A 19,772-nucleotide genomic window follows, 5' to 3' on the forward strand; every position below is an offset into this window, starting at 1 on the left:
CAGATGACGCTATGGTTCGTGTTCGCGCTGATGACGGTCGCGGCGGTGTTCGCCGTGCTCTGGCCGCTCGGCCGTGGCGCGCGCGCGCAGGGCGAAGGCAGCGAGGTCGCGGTCTACAAGGACCAGTTGGCCGAGATCGAGCGCGATCTCGCCGCGGGTCTGATTGCCGCACCGGAAGCCGAGGCCGCGCGCATCGAGATCAGCCGCCGGCTGCTCGGTGCGGCCGACAGCGAGCGGGCGGCCGAGCCGGCGTCCAGTCTCAAATGGCGCCGCGCGGCGGCCGTGCTGGCGCTCGTCGGCCTGCCGCTTGTTGCGATCTGTGTCTACATTCCGCTCGGTTCACCCAGGCTTCAGGACTTTCCGCTGGCGGAGCGCCAACGCGCGCCCGCCATGGCGCAATCGCTCGAGAACCTCGTCGCGCAGGTCGAGCAACATCTGGAAAAAAATCCGACCGACGGGCGCGGCTGGAACGTGCTTGCGCCGGTGCTCGAGCGGCTCGGCCGGTTCGACGAAGCGGCGCGCGCCTATCGCAATTCGCTGACCTACAACGGCGAGAGCGCAGAGCGCAGGTCCGATCTCGGCGAAGCGCTCGCGGCCGCCGCCGGCGGCGTGGTGACTGCCGAAGCCAAGACGGAATTCGAGCGCGCGCAGGCGCTCAATGCCGACGATCCCAAGGCGAACTATTTTCTCGGGCTTGCGGCTGAACAGGACGGCCGCAAGGACGATGCGGCCGGCATCTGGCGCGCGCTGCTCGCCAAGGCGCCGGCGGATGCGCCGTGGCGTCCGCTGGTGCAGTCCTCGCTCGCGAGGGTCGGCGGCGCAGCGGTGCCGGCGCTGTCGGACGAGACCATGGCGGCGGCGAAAGACATGAGCGAAGGCGATCGCGGCGCGATGGTCCGCGGCATGGTCGAGCGCCTCGCCACGCGGTTGAAGCAGAACGGTGACGACGTCGATGGCTGGCTGCGTCTGGTGCGCGCCTATCTGGTGATGGGCGACCGCGACAAGGCGGCGGGCGCGTCGACAGACGCCCGTCAGGCTGTGGCCAACAACGCCGAAAGGCTGCGCCAGCTCAACGAAGGCCTCAAGAATCTCGGCTTCGACGGATGATGCAAGCGGGACGAGACGAGCGGAGAACGGATACGCCATGACGCGCAAGCAGCGACGTATGACCATCATCGGCGGCTCCCTGGCCGTGCTCGCGCTCGCTGCTGCGCTCGTGCTCAACGCGTTGCGCGATTCCATCGTGTTCTTCTCGACCCCGACCATGGTCGCCGAGAAGCACGTCCAGCCCGGCAAGCGGTTTCGCCTCGGAGGGCTGGTGCAGCCGGGCTCGCTGCAGCGTGGCGACAATCTCGCGGTGACGTTCGAGGTCGCCGACGGCAACGCCAGGCTGCCGGTCGCCTACAAGGGCATCCTGCCCGACCTGTTCCGTGAAGGGCAGGGCGTCGTTGCCGAAGGCGCGCTCGACGCCGACGGCGTCTTCAAGGCCGACACCGTGCTCGCCAAGCACGACGAGACCTACATGCCCAAGGACGTCGCCGATGCCCTGAAGAAGCAGGGGCACTGGAAGGACGATTACGGTGCCAAGCCTGCGGCAACGACGGCGCAGGGTAACCCGCAGGGAGCAGTGCGTTGATCGCGGAATCCGGACATTACGCGCTGGTGCTGGCGCTCGGACTGGCGCTGATCCAATCCGTCGTGCCGCTGATCGGCGCGCGCCTGCGCGATACGGCGCTGATGAACGTGGCACGCTCCGCCGCCCTGGCGCAGCTCCTGTTCGTCGGCGCATCGTTCGCGGCCCTCGTGACGTTGCACGTGACGTCGGATTTCTCCGTCGCCAACGTCTACGAGAACTCGCACTCCCTGAAGCCGCTGATCTACAAGGTCACCGGCGTGTGGGGAAACCATGAAGGCTCGATGCTGCTCTGGGTATCGATCCTGGCGCTGTTCGGCGGGCTGGTCGCTGCCTTCGGCAACAACCTGCCGCTGTCGTTGCGCGCGCATGTGCTCGCGGTGCAGGCCTGGATCGCCAGCGCCTTCTATCTCTTCATCCTGATGACCTCGAACCCGTTCCTGCGCATCGCCAACCCGCCGATCGAGGGACGCGATCTCAATCCGGTGCTGCAGGATATCGGTCTCGCCGTGCATCCGCCGATGCTCTATCTCGGCTATGTCGGCTTCTCGATCTCGTTTTCATTTGCGATCGCGGCGCTGATCGAGGGCAGGATCGACGCCGCGTGGGCCCGCTGGGTGCGGCCCTGGACGCTGGTCGCCTGGATCTTCCTCACGCTCGGCATCGCGATGGGCTCCTATTGGGCCTATTACGAACTCGGCTGGGGCGGCTGGTGGTTCTGGGATCCGGTCGAGAATGCCTCGCTGATGCCGTGGCTCGCGGGAACTGCACTGCTGCATTCGGCCCTGGTCATGGAGAAGCGCAACGCGCTGAAAGTCTGGACCATCCTGCTGTCGATCCTGACGTTCTCGCTGTCGCTGCTCGGCACCTTCCTGGTGCGCTCGGGCGTCATCACGTCGGTGCATGCCTTTGCCACCGACCCGACCCGCGGCGTGTTCATCCTCCTGATCCTCTGCTTGTTCATCGGCGGCAGCCTCTCGCTGTTCGCGGGAAGGGCGGCTTCGTTGAAGCAGGGCGGGCTGTTCGCGCCGATCTCGCGCGAGGGCGCGCTGGTCCTGAACAATCTGTTGTTGACGGTGGCCTGCGCGGTCGTGCTGTTCGGCACGCTCTATCCGCTGGCGATGGAAGTGCTGGCCGATTTCAAGATGTCGGTCGGCGCGCCCTTCTACAATCTGAGCTTCGTTCCGCTGTTCGTCCTGCTGCTGCTCGCGGTGCCGTTCGGGCCGATGCTGGCGTGGAAGCGGGGCGACCTGCTGGGGGTGACGCAGCGCCTGCTCGCGGCCGGCGTCGCCGGGCTCGTCGCGGTCGCCATCGCCTGGGGCTGGGCAACGGGCGGCAGTTCGCTGGCGCCGCTCGCGATCGGGCTCGGGATCTTCGTCATCGCCGGTGCCGTCACCGACATCGTCGAGCGGACCGGCCTCGTGCGCCTGCCGTTCGCGACGGCGCTGCACCGGGCACGCGGCCTGCCGCGTTCGGCCTGGGGCACCGCGTTTGCGCATGCCGGCCTGGGTGTCGCGCTGATCGGTATCGTCTGCGAGACCACCTGGAACAGCGAATACATCGCGACGATGAAGCCGAACGATGTCGCCCATGTCGCCGGCTACGATCTCAAGCTCGACGGGTTGTTTCAGCGTCAGGGCCCGAACTACCGGGAGATGATCGCGGAGTTCAATGTCAGTCAGGACGGCGAGCGCCTCAGCGTCATGACGCCGTCGAAGCGCAGCTTCACCACGCGCGGCGCCTCGACCACCGAGGCGGCGCTGCTGACCCGGGGCGCGAGCCAGCTCTACATCTCGCTCGGCGATGTCAGCAACGAAGGTTCGGTCGCGGTGCGCATCTACCACAAGCCCCTGGTGCTCCTGATCTGGTGGGGGCCGGTGCTGATGGCGTTCGGCGGCATGCTGTCGCTCTCCGACCGGCGCTTGCGGGTCGGTGCGCCGAAGCCGGCGCGGGCCAAGCAGCGCCTGCAGCCGGCGGAGTGATCTGATGCGTCGGATGTGGCTCGTGATCGTCGCTCTGATGCTGCTGGCCGCGCCGGCGGTCCGCGCCGTGCAACCCGACGAGATCATGGCGAATCCCGCCAACGAAGCGCGTGCACGCGAATTGTCGCGCGAGCTCCGCTGCATGGTCTGTCAGAACCAGTCGATCGACGATTCCGAGGCGCCGCTCGCGCGTGATCTGCGGCTCCTGGTCCGCGAGCGGATCGCGGCCGGCGACAGCAATTCGCAGGTGCTCGATTTCCTCGTCGCGCGTTACGGCGAGTTCGTGCTGCTCAAGCCGCGCTTCGAGCGCCAGACCTTGTTGCTGTGGCTGCTGGCGCCGCTGCTGCTCGCCGGCGGCGGCCTGGCGTTGTGGCTGCAAATTCGTCGCCGCGCGCAGAATGGTGCGGATGTCCAGGCTCCGCCGCTCACGGCCGACGAGGAGGCGCGACTTGCCGCGCTGATGTCCGAGGACGCGAAGTCGCGCTAGCTACGTAAACATCCGTAGGCTTTAGTGCGGAGCACGGTTCATGCTCTGTTGACCTTTGTCTGGAACTTTGGCGCGAGATTCGATTCCAGATCTTTGGGCCTTTCCGATGTTCGCCAACAGCAATCTGACGATCCGATTCCTGGTCGGAGCTGTCGTCGCTGCATTATTGTTCCTGCTCGGCATCGGCGGCGGCACCGGGTTCGTGGCGGTGCTCTATCTCAACAACGAGATCACGAGCCTGTCCTCGGACGTCGCGGCGTTGAGCGGGCCCGCGCGCGACCACGCGATGCAGGTCTACCAGCAGGCTCAGGGCGCGTTCTCCTATTTCCTGGTCGCCTGCGCCGTCATAGCGGTCGTCGCCTGCGCGATCTGCCTCATGACGTGGTTCGCCGTGCGCAACGGCATCCTCAGCCCGCTGGCCGCGATCGTGCATGCCATGCGTGAGGTCGCCGACCAGAAATTCGAGACGCCCGTTCCGGGGCTCGGCGGCTCCAACGAGATCGGCTTGCTCGCGGGCGCGCTGGAGGTGTTCAAGACCAACGGGATCGAGCGGCGGCGGCTCACCGAGCAGCAGCTCCACGAGGCGCAGCACCAGGCCGAGCGGTCCACCTATCTCGATGCCCGGATCAAGAGCTTCAATGAGCTCGTCGCCAACGTTGTCGACAGCGTGGCATCTTCCGCGGTGCATCTGAAGAGCAACGCCGAGACGCTGTCGCGGGCCGCCAACGACACCAACAGCAAGGCCAATGCGGTGGCGAGCGCTGCGAGCCAGGCCAGCGCCAGCGTTCAGACGGTCGCAGGCTCGGCCGAGGAGATGACGAATTCGATCGGGACGATCAGCCGCCGCGTCACGGATGCGACCCAGCGCGCCGAGGGCGCGGCGGCCCAGGCGGAGAAGAGCCGCGACACCATCCACACGCTGTCGGATGCCGCCGACAAGATCGGCGAGGTCGTGCAGCTCGTGCAGGCGGTCGCATCGCAGACCAACCTTCTGGCGCTGAACGCCACGATCGAGGCGGCGCGCGCCGGCGAGAGCGGCAAGGGCTTCGCGGTGGTCGCTTCGGAGGTGAAGAACCTCGCGCACCAGACCAGCAAGGCGACGGAGGAGATCACATCCCATGTCGCCAGCATCCAGGGCATCACCGCGGAGACGCGTGGTGCGATCGACGGCATCGCCAGGACACTGTCGGAGATCTCGTCGATCATGTCGGGCATCGAGGTCGACACCGCGCAGCAGCGCAACGCCACCCAGGACATCACGCGCAGCGTCCAGGATGCCGCGCGCGGCACGCTCGACGTCTCCAATCACATCGTCCAGATCACCTCGACGTCCGCCGAGACCGGACGGATGGCGGCCGAAGCGCGAGATTCCGCCGTCGACCTGTCGCAACAGGCCGAGACCCTGAAGCACGAAGTCGACGAATTCATCGCCAGCGTCAGGGCCAGCTGATGGAGCGGTGAGGGCGCTTCGGCGTCCGTCGCGAAAGTCCCATTAAGTTCCTGTGGGACCACGACTTTCGGCCTGCGATAAACTGCCGCATCGGCGTCGCCCTTCATTACGAAAGTTTAACCCCGCCGCCAGCGCACGGTAAGGCGGAACACCCCATCTTCAGGGGCGTAAGGTGCTGCCCCCAGGCACCAAAAGGAATTCAAGGCCCTGGAGATCTCTGCATGACCGACCGTCCCGATCTTTCCAACCTCCCGTCCTACCGACAGCCTCGCCGGTCGGTCTTCTCCGCCCGCAAGATCGCGCTGATGGCCTCGGTCGTCGCCGGGTTTGGCGTGGCCGTTTACGGCTTGAATCCGTCGGTGTCGCCGGCCGATCTGTTCTCGAGCCCGGCGCATGCGCAGGTCAACAACGAGGTCCGCAAGGTCGAGCGTCCCATCGGTTTCGCCGATATCGTCGAGCGCGTGAAGCCGTCGGTGATCTCGGTGAAGGTCAACATCAAGGAGAAGGCCGCCAGCAACGACGGCGATGACGATTCCTCGCCGTTCCAGCCGGGTTCGCCGATGGAGCGCTTCTTCCGCCGCTTCGGTGGTCCGGATGGTTTCCCGGGTCTGAAGGGCGGTCGCGGCCGCGTCGTGCAGGGCCAGGGCTCCGGCTTCTTCATCTCCGCCGACGGCTTTGCCGTGACCAACAACCACGTGGTCGACGGCGCCGACAAGGTCGAGGTGACGACGGACGACGGCAAGACTTACAGCGCCAAGGTGATCGGTACCGACCAGCGCACCGACCTTGCCCTGATCAAGGTCGAGGGCGGCTCGAACTTCCCGTTCGCCAAGCTGGCCGACGGCAAGCCGCGGATCGGCGACTGGGTGCTCGCGGTCGGCAATCCCTTCGGCCTCGGTGGCACCGTGACGGCCGGCATCGTGTCGGCGAGCGGCCGCGACATCGGCAACGGTCCGTATGACGATTTCATCCAGATCGACGCGCCCGTGAACAAGGGCAATTCCGGCGGTCCCGCCTTCAACACCGATGGCGAAGTGATGGGCGTCAACACCGCGATCTACTCGCCCTCGGGCGGCAGCGTCGGCATCGCGTTCTCGATTCCCGCCAACACCGTGAAGAGCGTTGTCGCGCAGCTCAAGGACAAGGGCTCGGTCAGCCGCGGCTGGATCGGTGTGCAGATCCAGCCCGTCACGCCCGACATCGCCGACAGCCTCGGCATGAAGAAGGCCGAAGGCGCGCTGGTGGCGGAGCCGCAGGCGAACGGCCCGGCGGCCAAGGCCGGCGTCGAATCCGGCGACGTCATCACGGCGGTCAACGGCGAAGCCGTCAAGGACGCCCGCGAGCTTGCCCGCACCATCGGCGGCATGGCGCCCGGCGCGACCGTGAAGCTCAACGTGCTGCACAAGGGACAGGACAAGGTCCTGAACCTCACGCTCGGCCAGTTGCCGAACACGGTCGAAGCCAAGGCCGATACCGACAATGACAGCGGCAAGGGTGCGAGCCGCGGCACGGACGTCCCGAAGCTCGGCATGACGGTCGCTCCCGCGAATTCCGTGGCCGGCGCCGGCAAGGAAGGCGTCGTCGTCACCGAAGTCGATCCGAAGAGCGCCGCGGCCGAACGCGGCTTCAAGGAAGGCGACGTGATTCTCGAAGTCGGCGGCAAGACCGTGACCACCGCCGGCGATGTCCGCGAGGCCATCAATGCGGCGCGGACCGACAACAAGAACAGCGTCCTGATGCGGGTGAAGAGCGGCGGCCAGTCGCGCTTCGTCGCAGTGCCCCTCGCCAAGGGCTAGGGCCCAGGAGGCTCACGAAATGAAGGGTGTCGCCGGCATCAGTCGCCCCCGCCGCCGGCGCCCTTCGGGGGAGCGGTGCAATGCTCGCTTCCCCGGCCTACCTTCCGGTGGAATACGCCCCCCTCCGTCGGAAGGGTCTAGGGCGGTGAGGTCCCCCCAGCTTCACCGCCCGCCTTTTTCTCGACCCAAGTCTCTTTCACTCGGCTTGCATGCGATTGCCGCTCGCGCCATGTTCAGAGAAGGTTGACCTCCTTGACCGCCGCCGACCGCACGATGCGCCTCCTCATCATTGAAGACGACCGCGAATCCGCCGACTACCTCGTGAAGGCGTTTCGCGAGGTCGGCCACATTGCCGACCACGCCAGCGATGGCGAGGAGGGCCTGTCCATGGCCGAGAACGGCGATTACGATGTGCTGGTGGTCGACCGCATGCTGCCCAAGCGCGACGGCCTCTCCGTGATTGGTGCCCTCCGCGAGAAGGGCGAGAGCGCGCCGGTGCTGATTCTGTCCGCGCTCGGGCAGGTCGACGACCGTATCAAGGGTCTGCGTGCCGGCGGCGACGACTATCTGCCCAAGCCCTATTCCTTCGCCGAACTGCTCGCCCGCGTCGAGGTGCTGTCGCGCCGTCGCGGCGGGCCGGCCGAGGACACCGTCTACCGCGTCGGCGATCTCGAGCTGGACCGGCTGTCCCATCGCGTTGCCCGCGGCAAGGACGAGCTCACGCTCCAGCCGCGCGAATTCCGCCTTCTCGAATACCTGATGAAGCATGCCGGCCAGGTGGTGACGCGCACCATGCTGCTGGAGAACGTCTGGGACTACCATTTCGATCCTCAGACCAACGTGATCGACGTGCACATTTCGCGGCTGCGCTCCAAGATCGACAAGGGCTTCGAGCGACCGCTGCTGCACACGATCCGCGGCGCCGGGTACATGATCCGTGACGGCATTCGGTAAACTCGTCCGCACCACGGCCTTCCGGCTGACGCTGGTCTATCTGCTGCTGTTCGCGGTGTTCGCGGCCTCGCTGCTCGGCTATTTCGCCTGGAATACGCGCCGGCTGATCACCGAAGAGATCACCCAGACGGTGAATGCCGAGACTTCGGAGATCAACGAGATCTACGGCCGCCGCGGCTTGCGCGGGCTCGTGCTGGCGATCGAGTATCGCGCGCTGCGGCCGGGCGCGAACCTCTATCTCGTGACAACGCCCACCGGGCAGGCGATCGCCGGCAATGTCGGCTCGCTGGCGCCCGGCGTGATGGCGACGCGCGGCTGGACGGAGACCGCCTACCGCCGGATCGAGGATGCGGACGATCGCGATCATCGCGCGCTGGTGCGCGTGACCGAACTGACCAACGGCTTCCGGCTCCTGATCGGGCGCGATCTCGACGAGCGGCGCCGGCTGTTCGGCATCGTGGCGAAGGCGGCGCAATGGTCGATCCTGATCGTCGTGGTGCTGGGCCTCGGCGGCGGCATCTTCGTGGCGCGCAGGGTGCTGACGCGCATCGACGCGATGACCGGCACCGCCCAACGCATCATGACCGGCGATCTCAGCGAGCGCTTGCCCGTGGGGCGCAGCGGCGACGAGCTCGACCGTCTCGCCGAGAACCTCAACGCCATGCTGGAGCGCATCGAGGCGCTGATGGCGGGGCTGAAGGAGGTCTCCGACAACATCGCCCACGACCTCAAGACGCCGCTGACACGGCTGCGCAACCGCGCCGAGGAGGCTTTGGCGAAATCGGGCTGCGAGGCCGACTACCGGGCGGCGCTGGAGCGAACGATCGAGGAATCCGACGGGCTGATCCGCACCTTCAACGCGCTGCTGATGATCGCCCGCGCCGAGTCCGGGCAGGCGCGCGGCAACATGGACGATTTCGACGCGGCCGAGGTCGCCAACGGCATCCACGAGCTCTACGAGCCGCTCGCCGAAGACGACGGCATGACGCTGAAGGTCAAAGCGGAGCCGACGCCGGTTCACGCCAACCGCGAACTGATCAGCCAGGCGCTCGCCAATCTGGTCGAGAATGCGATCAAATATGGCGAACCCGCGGCCCAGCCCCCCGGAACCGTCGTCAGCCTCGACAGCCGCCAGATCATGATCGAGGCCAGGCGCGAGGGCGACCACGTGCTGCTCAGCGTCACCGATCATGGCCCCGGCATCCCCGAAGCCGACCGCAAGCATGTCGTCGAACGATTCGTGCGGCTGGAGGCGAGCCGGACGCTTCCGGGCTCCGGCCTCGGCCTGAGCCTTGCCTCGGCCGTCGCCACCTTGCATGGCGGGGAATTGCGGCTCGGCGATGCCCGGCCCGGTCTCGTCGCCACGCTGGTGCTTCCGGCGCGCGCGGGCGCCGGCGACAGGGTTGCTCCTCCAATGCAGGATGTGCCACAGAAGGTGGCATGAACCACCCCGCGCCGGGAAACGCGGACAAGCATGGTGAGAGCCTGGCCGCGCGCTTCGCGGAAGCTCCCCGTATTGCCGCTTCCACAACCGACGAACAACGTTTTGGGAATTGGCTGGCCGAGCTCGAGCCGGCACAATCGGCCAGTGTCGAAGCATTGCTGGTCAACCCGTTCGCCCGGGACATCCTCGCCGGCATCGCGGAGTTTTCACCCTATCTGTTCGAACTGGTGCGCGCCGATCCGCAACGCCTGATCCGGCTGCTCGGATGCGATCCGGATGCGCATCTGCCGGCACTGATCGCCGAGGCGAGGGGCGCGGTGCTCGCCGCCGCGGACGAGGCCGAGGTGATGCGGGTGCTTCGCCGCATGAAATCGGAAGCAGCGCTGCTGATCGCGCTCTGCGACATCGGCGGTGTCTGGCCGGTGATGCGGGTCACGGCGGCGCTCACCGATCTCGCAGTCTCATCGGTGCAGGCGGCGCTCCAGTTTCTCCTGCGGCAGGAAGCCGCACGCGGCAAGCTCCTCCCGCCCAATCCCGAAGCTCCCGAGGAAGGCTGCGGCCTGATCGTGCTTGCGATGGGAAAGATGGGCGCAGGCGAGCTGAACTATTCCAGCGATATCGATCTCATCGTGTTCTTCGATCCGGAGTCCACGACGCTTGCGCCCGATATCGAGCCGCAACCGTTTTTCGTGCGGGTGACGCAGGGCATGGCGCGCATCCTGCAGCAGCGCACCTACGACGGCTACGTCTTCCGGGTCGACCTGCGCCTGCGCCCCGATCCGTCCTCGACGCAGGTCGCGATCTCGCGTGACGCGGCGCTGAATTATTACGAGCGGGAAGGGCGCACCTGGGAGCGCGCCGCGATGATCAAGGCGCGTGCCTGCGCGGGCGATCCCAGGGCAGGCGATGCGCTTCTCGCCGAGATCGCGCCCTTCGTCTGGCGCAAGCATCTCGACTTTGCCGCTCTTGCCGACGTTCACGACATGAAGCGGCAGATGCAGACCTATCGCGGCCAGAGCGAGATCGCGGTCGAGGGCCACAACGTCAAGGTCGGTCGCGGCGGCATCCGCGAAATCGAATTCTTCGCGCAAACGCAGCAATTGATTGCAGGTGGCCGCCATCCGGAATTGCGGGTGCGGCCGACGCTCGTCGCGCTCGATGTGCTCGCCTCCAGCAACTGGATCACCTTCACGGCGCGCGATGAACTGACCAGGGCGTATGAATTCCTGCGCCGCGTCGAGCATCGCCTCCAGATGATCGCCGACGAGCAGACCCATGCGCTGCCCGACGACAAGGAGGCGGTCGAGCGCTTCGCCTGGTTTTTCGGCTACGACAATCGTGCAGCCTTCGCGCGCGATTTGCTGCGCCAGCTCGAGATCGTCCAGGGGCACTACGAAAAGCTGTTCGAAGGCGACGATCCGACCGGCACGGCCAAGCTCCCGGCTCTCGACTACAGCGCTGGGCCCGAAGATCCGCGCCTGCTCCAGCACTTGGCGACGCTTGGCTTCAAGAAGCCCGCCGCCGTCGCGCAGACGGTGCGTGACTGGATCACCGGCGACTACCGCGTCTTCCGCAATGATCAGACGCGAAATGCCTTCGTCGAGTTCGTGCCGGCCCTGATCGATGGCCTTGCGCATGCCGAGGAGCCGGATCGCGCGGTGGTGGCGTTCGATCATTTTCTCCAGGCGCTGCAGCGTGGCGGGCGGCTGATCGCGTTGCTCGGCCAGAACCGCGATCTCGTCGCGCTCGTGGCGCTGGTGCTCGGAGCCGCTCCGCGGCTCGGCGAGATGCTGGCGCGCCAGCCGCAGCTCATGGACGGGTTGATCGATCCGCGCTTCTTCGGCGCGATGCCCGACAAGCGCGAGCTGTCGGCGAGGCTTGCGGCCACGGTGCAGGACGCCGGCTCATACGAGGAGTTTCTCGATCGCCTGCGTCTGTTCGGGCAGGAAAGCCTGTTCCTGATCGGTACACGCATCCTGTCCGGCACCGTCTCGGCGCAACAAGCAAGCACGGCCTTTGCCGACGTCGCCGAAGGCATCGTCCATACCGTGCATGGCCTCGTCGCTGAGCGCTTTGCCGCCCAGCACGGCCGGATCAAGGGACAGGAGACCGCTATCATCGCCATGGGGCGGCTCGGCGGTCGCGAGATGACCGCGTCGTCCGATCTCGACCTGATCCTGTTGTATGATTTCGACAGCGAGGCGCCTGACTCCGACGGGCCGAAGTCGCTTCAGGGCGCGCATTATTTTGCGCGTTTCACCCAGCGCCTGATCAGCGCCTTCACGACGCGCACCAATTACGGCGTGCTGTACGAGATCGATATGCGGCTGCGGCCGTCAGGGCGCGCCGGCCCGGTGGCCTCCAGCCTCGTCTCCTTCGCGGACTACCAGGCCAACGAGGCCTGGACCTGGGAGCATATGGCCCTGACGCGCGCGCGCGTCGTGTCGGCGTCGCCCGAATTCGGCGCGCGGATCGAGCGCGTCATCCGAGAGGTCCTGACCCGCCGGCGCGATCCCGTTGCCATCGCCAACGACGTTGCCGACATGCGTCGCGCGATTGCGCAGGAGAAGGGCGAGACCGACCATTGGGACCTCAAATATGCCGCCGGCGGCATGGTCGATATCGACTTCATCGCGCAGTATCTCCAACTCGTGCACGCGCACGCCAAGCTCGAGATTCTCGACGTCAGCACGATGCAGGTGCTGGAGGACGCCGCGAAACTCGGCGTACTTCCGCAGTCGGAGGCGGAGATCCTGCGCGCGGCTGCGCGGCTCTATCACGACCTAACGCAGATCCTGAGACTGTGCGTCAGCGATCGTTTCAAGCCGGAAACTGCCGGCGTCGACCTCCAGCGCGTCATGGCGCGTGCCGGCGATGCGCCGGACTTCTCCTCGCTGGAGGCACGCGTGAAGGAGACGCAGGGCGAGGTGCGGCGCGTGTTCAGGGCGCTGTTGGAAGGGACGTAGTCTGCTTCAGCGAGGCGAGTGCCTCGCGCACGTTCGGCTCCAGGCCGTCGCCGCCGGCATCGAGATGCGCGAAGATCGCGCGCTTCATTCTGGGATCCCAGAATTTCTTGATGTGCTCGGCAATCCCCGGCACCGCCTTGTCATGGCCCTGGCTCCTGAAGAACATGCCGATCTGGTTGGCCATGTAGATCAAGCGGTCAGGCGACATCGGCAACCTCCGTGGCATGGCGTGCGACGATCCTGCCGCCATGCGTAAACACTTCGAATCCGTCCTGCCGGGCAATGGCGATCAAGGTGATGCCGGCGGTTTCCGCCGTGCGCACCGCAAGCGCGGTGGGCGCGGAGACCGCGACGATCACCGGGGCGCCGATCGCGGCCGTCTTCTGCACCATCTCGACCGAGACACGGCTCGTCAGCAGCACCATGCCGCCGTCCGCAGCCGTGCGGCTGCGCGCCAGGGAGCCTGCGAGCTTGTCGAGCGCATTATGGCGGCCGACATCCTCGCGCAGCGCGACGATACCGTCGGTAGGGGACCAGAAGGCGGCGGCGTGAACGGCGCGGGTCTGCATGTTGATCGATTGCAGCGGGGCGATGGCCTGCATCGCCGTCATGATCTGCTCGGGCGTGAAGGTCTGCCCCTGCGGCACGACGGCTGCGGGCCGCACGGCCTCCGCGATCGAATCGACGCCGCAGATGCCGCATCCGGTCGGGCCCGCGATGTGACGCCGTCGCTCGCTGATGCGCCCGGCATCGTCGGACGCGAGCCACATGCGCAGCTCGATCCCGTCGTCCAGGCGGACGATTTCGACCGATTGGATGGAGTCGGCCGATTTCACGATGCCTTCGCTCAGGCTGAAACCGACGGCGAAATCCTCCAGGTTCTGCGGCGTTCCCATCATCACGGCATAGGTGCCGCCATTGTAGGTCAGCGCCAGCGGCGTCTCCTCCGGGATCAGCCGCGCCCCGTCGGACACGACACCGTCGCGCCAGATGGTACGGTCGATGGCCTGGACCGGGACGTGCATGCTGCTACTCCGCGGCTTCGGCCGGCGCGATGCGGCGCGAATGCCGCGCCTGCGCGTCGTAGGATTTCTGCCAGTCGGAGGGACCGTTCGACGGCGAGACCTGGACGGCCGTGACCTTGTATTCCGGGCAGTTGGTCGCCCAGTCCGAATAGTCGGTCGTGATGACGTTGGCCTGCGTGTCCGGATGGTGGAAGGTGGTGTAGACGACGCCGGGCGCGACACGGTCGGTGATCTCCGCGCGCAGGGTGGTCTCGCCGGCGCGGCTCTTCAGCCGCACCCAGTCGCCGTCGCGCACGCCGCGTTGCTCTGCGTCGTGCGGGTGGATCTCCAGACGATCCTCGGCATGCCAGACCACGTTCTCGGTACGTCGCGTCTGCGCGCCGACATTGTACTGGCTGAGGATGCGGCCGGTGGTCAGCAGCAGCGGATAGCGCGGGCCGGTGCGCTCGTCGGTCGCGATATATTCGGTGATGACGAATTTGCCCTTGCCGCGGACGAAGCCGTCGATATGCATCACCGGTGTGCCTTCGGGTGCTTTCTCGTTGCACGGCCACTGCACCGAGCCGAGCTCATCGAGCTTGGCGTAGGAGACGCCGGTGAAGGTCGGGGTCAGCGCGGCGATCTCGTCCATGATCTCGGAGGGATGATTGTATTTCATCTCGAAGCCCATGGCCTTGGCGAGCGCGATCGTGACCTCCCAATCCGCCAAGCCGTTCTTTGGCGTCATCACCTTGCGCACGCGCTGGATGCGGCGCTCGGCGTTGGTGAAGGTCCCGTCCTTCTCGAGGAAGCTCGATCCGGGCAGGAACACGTGGGCGTAGTTCGCGGTCTCGTTCAGGAAGAGATCGTGGACGATGACGCATTCCATCGCCGACAGCGCCGCCACCACATGGGAGGTGTTGGGATCGGACTGGAGGATGTCCTCGCCCTGCACGTAGATCCCCATGAATGTGCCTTCGATCGCGGCATCGAACATGTTGGGGATGCGCAGGCCCGGCTCGGGGTTGAGCTTGACGTCCCAGAGCGCCTCGAACTGGTCTCGGACGGCGTCGCCCGAGATGTGGCGATAGCCGGGGAGCTCGTGCGGGAATGAACCCATGTCGCACGATCCCTGCACGTTGTTCTGGCCGCGCAGCGGGTTCACGCCGACGCCGGGGCGACCGATATTGCCGGTGGCCATCGCGAGGTTGGCGATCGCGATCACCGTGGTCGAACCCTGGCTGTGCTCGGTGACGCCCAGGCCGTAATAGATCGCGCCGTTACCGCCGGTAGCGTAGGTGCGAGCCGCCTCGCGCAGCGCCTTGGGATCGACGCCGGTGAGGATGGCGGTTGCTTCCGGGCTGTTGTTCGGCTGGGCGACGAAGGCGGCCCATTCCTCGAACTCGCTCCAGTCGCAGCGCTCGCGGACGAAGGCCTCGTTGACGAGGCCCTCGGTGACGATGACATGCGCCAGCGCGGTCATGACGGCGACGTTGGTGCCCGGCATCAGGGGCAGATGCAGCGCCTTCACATGCGGCGATTCCACCATCTCGGTGCGACGCGGATCAATCACGATCAGCTTCGCTCCCTGACGCAGCCTCTTCTTCAGCCGCGAGGCGAAGACGGGATGGGCCGAGGCGGGATTGGCGCCGATCACCACGACGACGTCGGTATGCTCGACCGAGTCGAAATCCTGGGTGCCGGCGGACGTGCCGAACGTGGTGGAGAGGCCATAGCCGGTCGGCGAGTGGCAGACGCGGGCGCAGGTGTCGACGTTGTTGTTGCCGAAGCCGGCCCGTATCAGCTTCTGCACCAGATAGGTTTCCTCGTTGGTGCAGCGGGACGAGGTGATGCCGCCGATCGCATCGCGGCCGTATTTCTCCTGGATGCCGCGCATCTTCGCGGCGGCGAAGGTGAATGCTTCGTCCCAGGAGACTTCACGCCAGGGATCCTCGATCCGATCGCGGATCATCGGGTTGAGGATGCGTTCCTTGTGGTTGGTGTAGCCCCAGGCGAAGCGGCCCTTGACGCAGGAATGACCGCGATTGGCCTTGCCGTCCTTCCACGGCACCATGCGCACAACTTCCTCGCCGCGCATCTCGGCCTTGAAGGCGCAGCCGACGCCGCAATAGGCGCAGGTGGTCACGACCGAATGCTCGGGCTGGCCGATCTCGATCACGGATTTCTCCGTCAGCGTCGCGGTCGGGCAGGCCTGAACACAGGCGCCGCAGGAGACGCATTCGGAGCCCAGGAAGCTCTCGTTCATGCCCGGCGAGACGCGGCTGTCGAAGCCGCGGCCGGAGATGGTCAGCGCGAAAGTGCCTTGCACTTCCTCGCAGGCGCGGACGCAGCGCGAGCAGACGATGCACTTGGAGGGATCGTAGGTGAAGTAGGGGTTGGATTCGTCCTTCGGCATCCAGGCGGCATTCACATCGCCGTTGGATTTCGCGAAGACGTGGTTCTCACCTTCATAGCCGTAGCGTACGTCGCGCAGGCCCACCGCGCCCGCCATGTCCTGCAGCTCGCAATCGCCGTTGGCACCGCAGGTGAGGCAGTCCAGCGGGTGGTCGGAGATGTAGAGCTCCATCACGCCCTTGCGCAGCTTCTTCAGCCGGTCGGTCTGCGTATGCACGACAAGGCCCGGCATCACCGGCGTGGTGCAGGAGGCCGGCGTGCCGGCGCGGCCCTCGATCTCGACGAGGCAGAGGCGACAAGAGCCGTACGCGTCCACCATGTCGGTCGCGCAGAGCTTGGGGATCTGGTGGCCTGCTTCCATCGCGGCGCGCATGATCGAGGTGCCCTCGGGCACGGATATCTGCTTGCCGTCGATGGTCAGCGTCACCATCGTTTCCGATTTCGAGGGCGGCGTGCCGAAGTCGATTTCTTCGATCAGAGACATGGTCGTTGTCCTATTCCGCGGCCTGGAGCGTGGTCGGTGCCGGGGCGAAGTCTTCCCGGAAATGCTTCAATGCGCTGAGCACCGGGTAGGGCGTGAAGCCGCCGAGCGCGCAGAGCGAGCCGAACTTCATGGTGTTGCAGAGGTCCTCGACCAGCGCGAGGTTTTCGTTCACGCGCTCGCCGTTGATGATCTTCTCGATGGTCTCGACTCCCCTGGTCGAGCCGATGCGGCATGGCGTGCACTTGCCGCAGGATTCGATGGCGCAGAACTCCATGGCGAACCGCGCCTGCCTGCGCATGTCGACGGTGTCATCGAACACGACGATGCCGCCGTGGCCGATCAGGCCGTCGCGAGCGGCGAAAGCCTCGTAGTCGAACGGCGTGTCGAACAGCGCGCGCGGGAAATATGCGCCGAGCGGGCCGCCCACCTGAACCGCGCGAACCGGACGGCCGGTCAACGTGCCGCCGCCGATGACGTCGACCAGCTCGCCGAGCGTCACGCCGAACGCGGTTTCGAACAGTCCGCCATGGCGGATGTTGCCGGCGAGTTGGATCGGCATCGTGCCGCGCGAGCGGCCCATGCCGAAATCGGCGTAGGCCTTGGCACCTTCGGCAAGGATGAAGGGAATGGCAGCGAACGACAACACGTTGTTGATGACCGTCGGTTTGCCGAACAGGCCGTGGTGCGCCGGCAGCGGTGGCTTGGCGCGCACGATGCCGCGTCGGCCTTCGAGGCTCTCCAGCAGCGAGGTTTCCTCGCCGCAGACGTAGGCGCCGGCGCCGACCCGCACCTCGAGGTCGAAGCTGTGTGCGGAACCGGCGATCTTGTCGCCGAGGTAGCCGCCGTGCTTCGCCGCGGTGATGGCGGCGTTCATGGCTTCCACCGCATGCGGATATTCGCTGCGGATATAGATGTAACCCTTGGTCGCGCCGACGGTGATGCCGGCGGTCGTCATCCCCTCGATGACGAGGAACGGATCGCCTTCCATGATCATGCGGTCGGCAAACGTGCCGCTGTCGCCTTCGTCGGCGTTGCAGACGATGAATTTGCGGTCGGCCTTCGCCTGCGCCACCGTCTTCCACTTGATGCCGGTCGGAAAGCCCGCGCCGCCCCGGCCGCGCAAGCCGGACGCGGTGACTTCGGCGAGGATCGCATCCGGGCCGAGGGACAGCGCGCGCTCCAGGCCCTTGTAGCCGCCATGGGCGCGGTAATCGTCGAGTGAGCGCGGATCGATGACGCCGCAGCGGGCGAAGGTGAGGCGAGTCTGGCGCTTCAGCCAGGGAATTTCCTCGGTGGCACCGAGCTGCAGCGGGTGGGGAGCGTCGGCCGCCAGTGCGTCGAGCAGTGATGCTGCGTCGGCTTCATTGACCGGGCCGAATGCGATCCGGCCGCGTGCCGTCGCGGCTTCGACCATCGGCTCCAGCCAGCAAAGTCCGCGTGACCCGGTCCGGATGATCTCGACGGGCAGGCCCCGCGCCGCGGCGGCTTGTTGCAGCGCCAACGTGACGTCGTCGGCACCCACGGCGACCGCGGCGGCATCGCGTGAGACGAATAGACGCATGCTCATCGTTGCGCCTCCGCCACCAGGGCGTCGAGGCGCTTCTCGTCGAGGCGACCGACGAGGCGGCCATCGAGCATCGCGGACGGGGCGGTCGCGCATAGACCGAGGCAGTAGATCGGCTCCAGCGTGACGCGATCGTCGGCCGTCGTGTGGCCCAGGGAAACGCCAAGCCTGGCTTCCGCGCGGGCAGCCAGCGCATCGCCTCCGGCGGCCTGACAGGCTTCCGCGCGGCAGAGCTTCAGGACATGGCGGCCGGCCGGCTTGTGCCGGAAATCATGGTAGAAAGTGAAGACGCCGTGGACCTCGGCACGCGACAGGTTGAGTGCCTGCGCCACCATCGGGATGGCCGCCTCGGGCACATGGCCGAACGCTTCCTGGAGGGCGTGCAGGATGACGAGTGTCGCCCCTTCCTGTCCGGCATGCTCGGCGATGATCTCGGCACCGCGCGTCTCGTCCCAAGGCTCGTAAACCGCTGTCATTCTTCGTTCTCAAACAGAGCGTCCCACCCCCTAAGCTATTTGGAATCATTCGAAGATCAATAAAGCAGTCTCATGCTGCGATCAGGAATCCAGATCGATTGACGGAAGCGATCGATCGATACGAAAATGCGATCGAGGCGGTTCCGCCGGGCGGTTTTTGCGTGTTGGAGGGGGTGGGGCGTGCTAGCTTGTATGCCACGACGAGATCCGAGGGGACGACCGGTTGATCGACAAGCTTGAACTGCTGCTGGCCTTGGCGAAGGAGCGGCATTTCGGACGCGCGGCGGAAGCCTGCGGCGTGACGCAGCCGACCATGTCGACCGGGCTCAAGCAGCTCGAGGAGATCCTGGGCGTCATGCTGGTCCAGCGAGGGTCGCGGTTCCAGGGATTTACCCCCGAGGGCGAGCGGGCGCTGGACTGGGCGCGGCGGATCGTCGGCGACGCCCGCGCGATGCGCCAGGAGATCAATTCGCTGAAGGACAAGCTGTCCGGCGAGATCCGCATCGCGGCGATCCCGACCGTGCTGGGCATGGTCGCCGCGCTGACGACGCCATTCCGCGCCAAGCATCCCGAGGTGCGTTTCCGCATCCAGTCCACCACGTCGTCGGAGGTGCTGGGGTTGCTCGAAAATCTCGAGGTCGACGCGGGGCTGACCTATATCGAGAACGAGCCGATCGGCAAGGTACGCACGATCCCGCTCTACAACGAGAGCTATCGCCTGTTGACCGCGCCCGACGCGATGTTCGGCGATCGGGAGACGGTGACCTGGAAAGAGGTCGGGCAGGTGCCGTTGTGCCTCCTGACGCCCGACATGCAGAACCGCCGCATCATCGATCGCGCGCTGCGCTCGGTCGGCGCGGAGGCGACCCCGACGCTGACCTCGAACTCGCTGCTCGTGCTCTTTACCCACGTCAAGACCGGGCGGTGGGCGAGCGTCATGCCGGCCAAGCTCGCCGAGACGCTTGGTCTGTCCGACACGGTTCGCTCGATCCCGATCAGCGATCCCGACGTCAATTACAGCATCGGCATGGTGATCCCGCAGCGCGACCCGATGACGCCGCTGATCGCGGCGCTGGTCAATGTGGCGCGAGAAGTGGCGCCGACGCTGCAGTCCTAG

General features: G+C 66.4%; 15 protein-coding genes. 10 read left to right on the forward strand and 5 right to left on the reverse strand.

What is annotated here, in order from left to right; translation table 11 throughout:
• Nucleotides 1-3 precede the first annotated feature (3 nt).
• The 9 genes from ccmI to QM712_RS16160 all read left to right on the forward strand — a co-directional run bounded on the left by ccmI (nt 4) and on the right by QM712_RS16160 (nt 12,712).
• Nucleotides 4-1,107, forward strand: coding sequence for a c-type cytochrome biogenesis protein CcmI (gene ccmI, locus QM712_RS16120; protein WP_415024101.1), 1,104 nt, complete (start codon nt 4-6; stop codon nt 1,105-1,107).
• A gap of 37 nt (nt 1,108-1,144) precedes the next feature.
• A complete protein-coding gene (ccmE, locus tag QM712_RS16125) occupies nt 1,145-1,636 on the forward strand; it encodes a cytochrome c maturation protein CcmE (protein ID WP_415024102.1) in 492 nt (163 codons plus the stop codon).
• Nucleotides 1,633-3,615 carry a heme lyase CcmF/NrfE family subunit gene (locus QM712_RS16130; protein WP_415024103.1) on the forward strand — a complete coding sequence of 661 codons (1,983 nt, stop codon included), beginning with the start codon at nt 1,633-1,635 and terminating at the stop codon, nt 3,613-3,615. The genes ccmE and QM712_RS16130 overlap by 4 nt, the downstream gene beginning before the upstream one ends.
• Nucleotides 3,616-3,619: 4 nt before the next feature.
• The gene (locus QM712_RS16135) at nt 3,620-4,102 is read left to right on the forward strand and encodes a cytochrome c-type biogenesis protein (RefSeq protein ID WP_415024104.1); all 483 of its coding nucleotides are present in this window, start codon (nt 3,620-3,622) and stop codon (nt 4,100-4,102) included.
• 106 nt (nt 4,103-4,208) lie between these two features.
• Nucleotides 4,209-5,552: a methyl-accepting chemotaxis protein gene (locus tag QM712_RS16140; protein WP_415024105.1), complete on the forward strand. Its 1,344-nt coding sequence runs from the start codon at nt 4,209-4,211 to the stop codon at nt 5,550-5,552.
• Nucleotides 5,553-5,773: 221 nt separating this feature from the next.
• Complete coding sequence (locus QM712_RS16145) at nt 5,774-7,348, forward strand: Do family serine endopeptidase (protein WP_415024106.1); 1,575 nt, start codon at nt 5,774-5,776, stop codon at nt 7,346-7,348.
• Between the two features lie 273 nt (nt 7,349-7,621).
• The gene (locus QM712_RS16150; protein ID WP_415024142.1) at nt 7,622-8,302 is read left to right on the forward strand and encodes a winged helix-turn-helix domain-containing protein; all 681 of its coding nucleotides are present in this window, start codon (nt 7,622-7,624) and stop codon (nt 8,300-8,302) included.
• Nucleotides 8,286-9,746, forward strand: a complete 1,461-nt coding sequence (locus tag QM712_RS16155; protein WP_415024107.1) for an ATP-binding protein — start codon at nt 8,286-8,288, stop codon at nt 9,744-9,746. The genes QM712_RS16150 and QM712_RS16155 overlap by 17 nt, the downstream gene beginning before the upstream one ends.
• On the forward strand, nt 9,743-12,712 hold the full coding sequence (locus tag QM712_RS16160) for a bifunctional [glutamine synthetase] adenylyltransferase/[glutamine synthetase]-adenylyl-L-tyrosine phosphorylase (protein ID WP_415024108.1): 2,970 nt from the start codon (nt 9,743-9,745) through the stop codon (nt 12,710-12,712). Before QM712_RS16155 ends, QM712_RS16160 begins: the two co-directional genes overlap by 4 nt.
• On the opposite strand, the gene QM712_RS16165 is transcribed toward QM712_RS16160, so the two are convergent.
• Genes QM712_RS16165 through QM712_RS16185 form a run of 5 tightly spaced genes read right to left on the reverse strand, consistent with a single transcriptional unit; the run spans nt 12,687 to nt 18,655 of the window.
• Nucleotides 12,687-12,920 carry a formate dehydrogenase subunit delta gene (locus QM712_RS16165; RefSeq protein WP_415024109.1) on the reverse strand — a complete coding sequence of 78 codons (234 nt, stop codon included), beginning with the start codon at nt 12,918-12,920 and terminating at the stop codon, nt 12,687-12,689. The genes QM712_RS16160 and QM712_RS16165 overlap by 26 nt on opposite strands.
• On the reverse strand, nt 12,910-13,737 hold the full coding sequence (gene fdhD / locus QM712_RS16170; RefSeq protein WP_415024110.1) for a formate dehydrogenase accessory sulfurtransferase FdhD: 828 nt from the start codon (nt 13,735-13,737) through the stop codon (nt 12,910-12,912). The genes QM712_RS16165 and fdhD overlap by 11 nt, the downstream gene beginning before the upstream one ends.
• Before the next feature lie 4 nt (nt 13,738-13,741).
• Nucleotides 13,742-16,615, reverse strand: a complete 2,874-nt coding sequence (fdhF, locus tag QM712_RS16175; RefSeq protein WP_415024111.1) for a formate dehydrogenase subunit alpha — start codon at nt 16,613-16,615, stop codon at nt 13,742-13,744.
• A gap of 10 nt (nt 16,616-16,625) precedes the next feature.
• Nucleotides 16,626-18,182, reverse strand: a complete 1,557-nt coding sequence (locus tag QM712_RS16180) for an NADH-ubiquinone oxidoreductase-F iron-sulfur binding region domain-containing protein (RefSeq protein ID WP_415024112.1) — start codon at nt 18,180-18,182, stop codon at nt 16,626-16,628.
• Nucleotides 18,179-18,655, reverse strand: coding sequence for a formate dehydrogenase subunit gamma (locus tag QM712_RS16185; RefSeq protein WP_415024113.1), 477 nt, complete (start codon nt 18,653-18,655; stop codon nt 18,179-18,181). The genes QM712_RS16180 and QM712_RS16185 overlap by 4 nt, the downstream gene beginning before the upstream one ends.
• Before the next feature lie 223 nt (nt 18,656-18,878).
• On the opposite strand from QM712_RS16185, the gene QM712_RS16190 reads away from it, so the two are divergent.
• Nucleotides 18,879-19,772: a LysR family transcriptional regulator gene (locus QM712_RS16190; RefSeq protein ID WP_415024114.1), complete on the forward strand. Its 894-nt coding sequence runs from the start codon at nt 18,879-18,881 to the stop codon at nt 19,770-19,772.

This window comes from Bradyrhizobium sp. (genome assembly GCF_047605465.1).
Classification (GTDB): Bacteria; Pseudomonadota; Alphaproteobacteria; order Rhizobiales; family Xanthobacteraceae; genus Bradyrhizobium.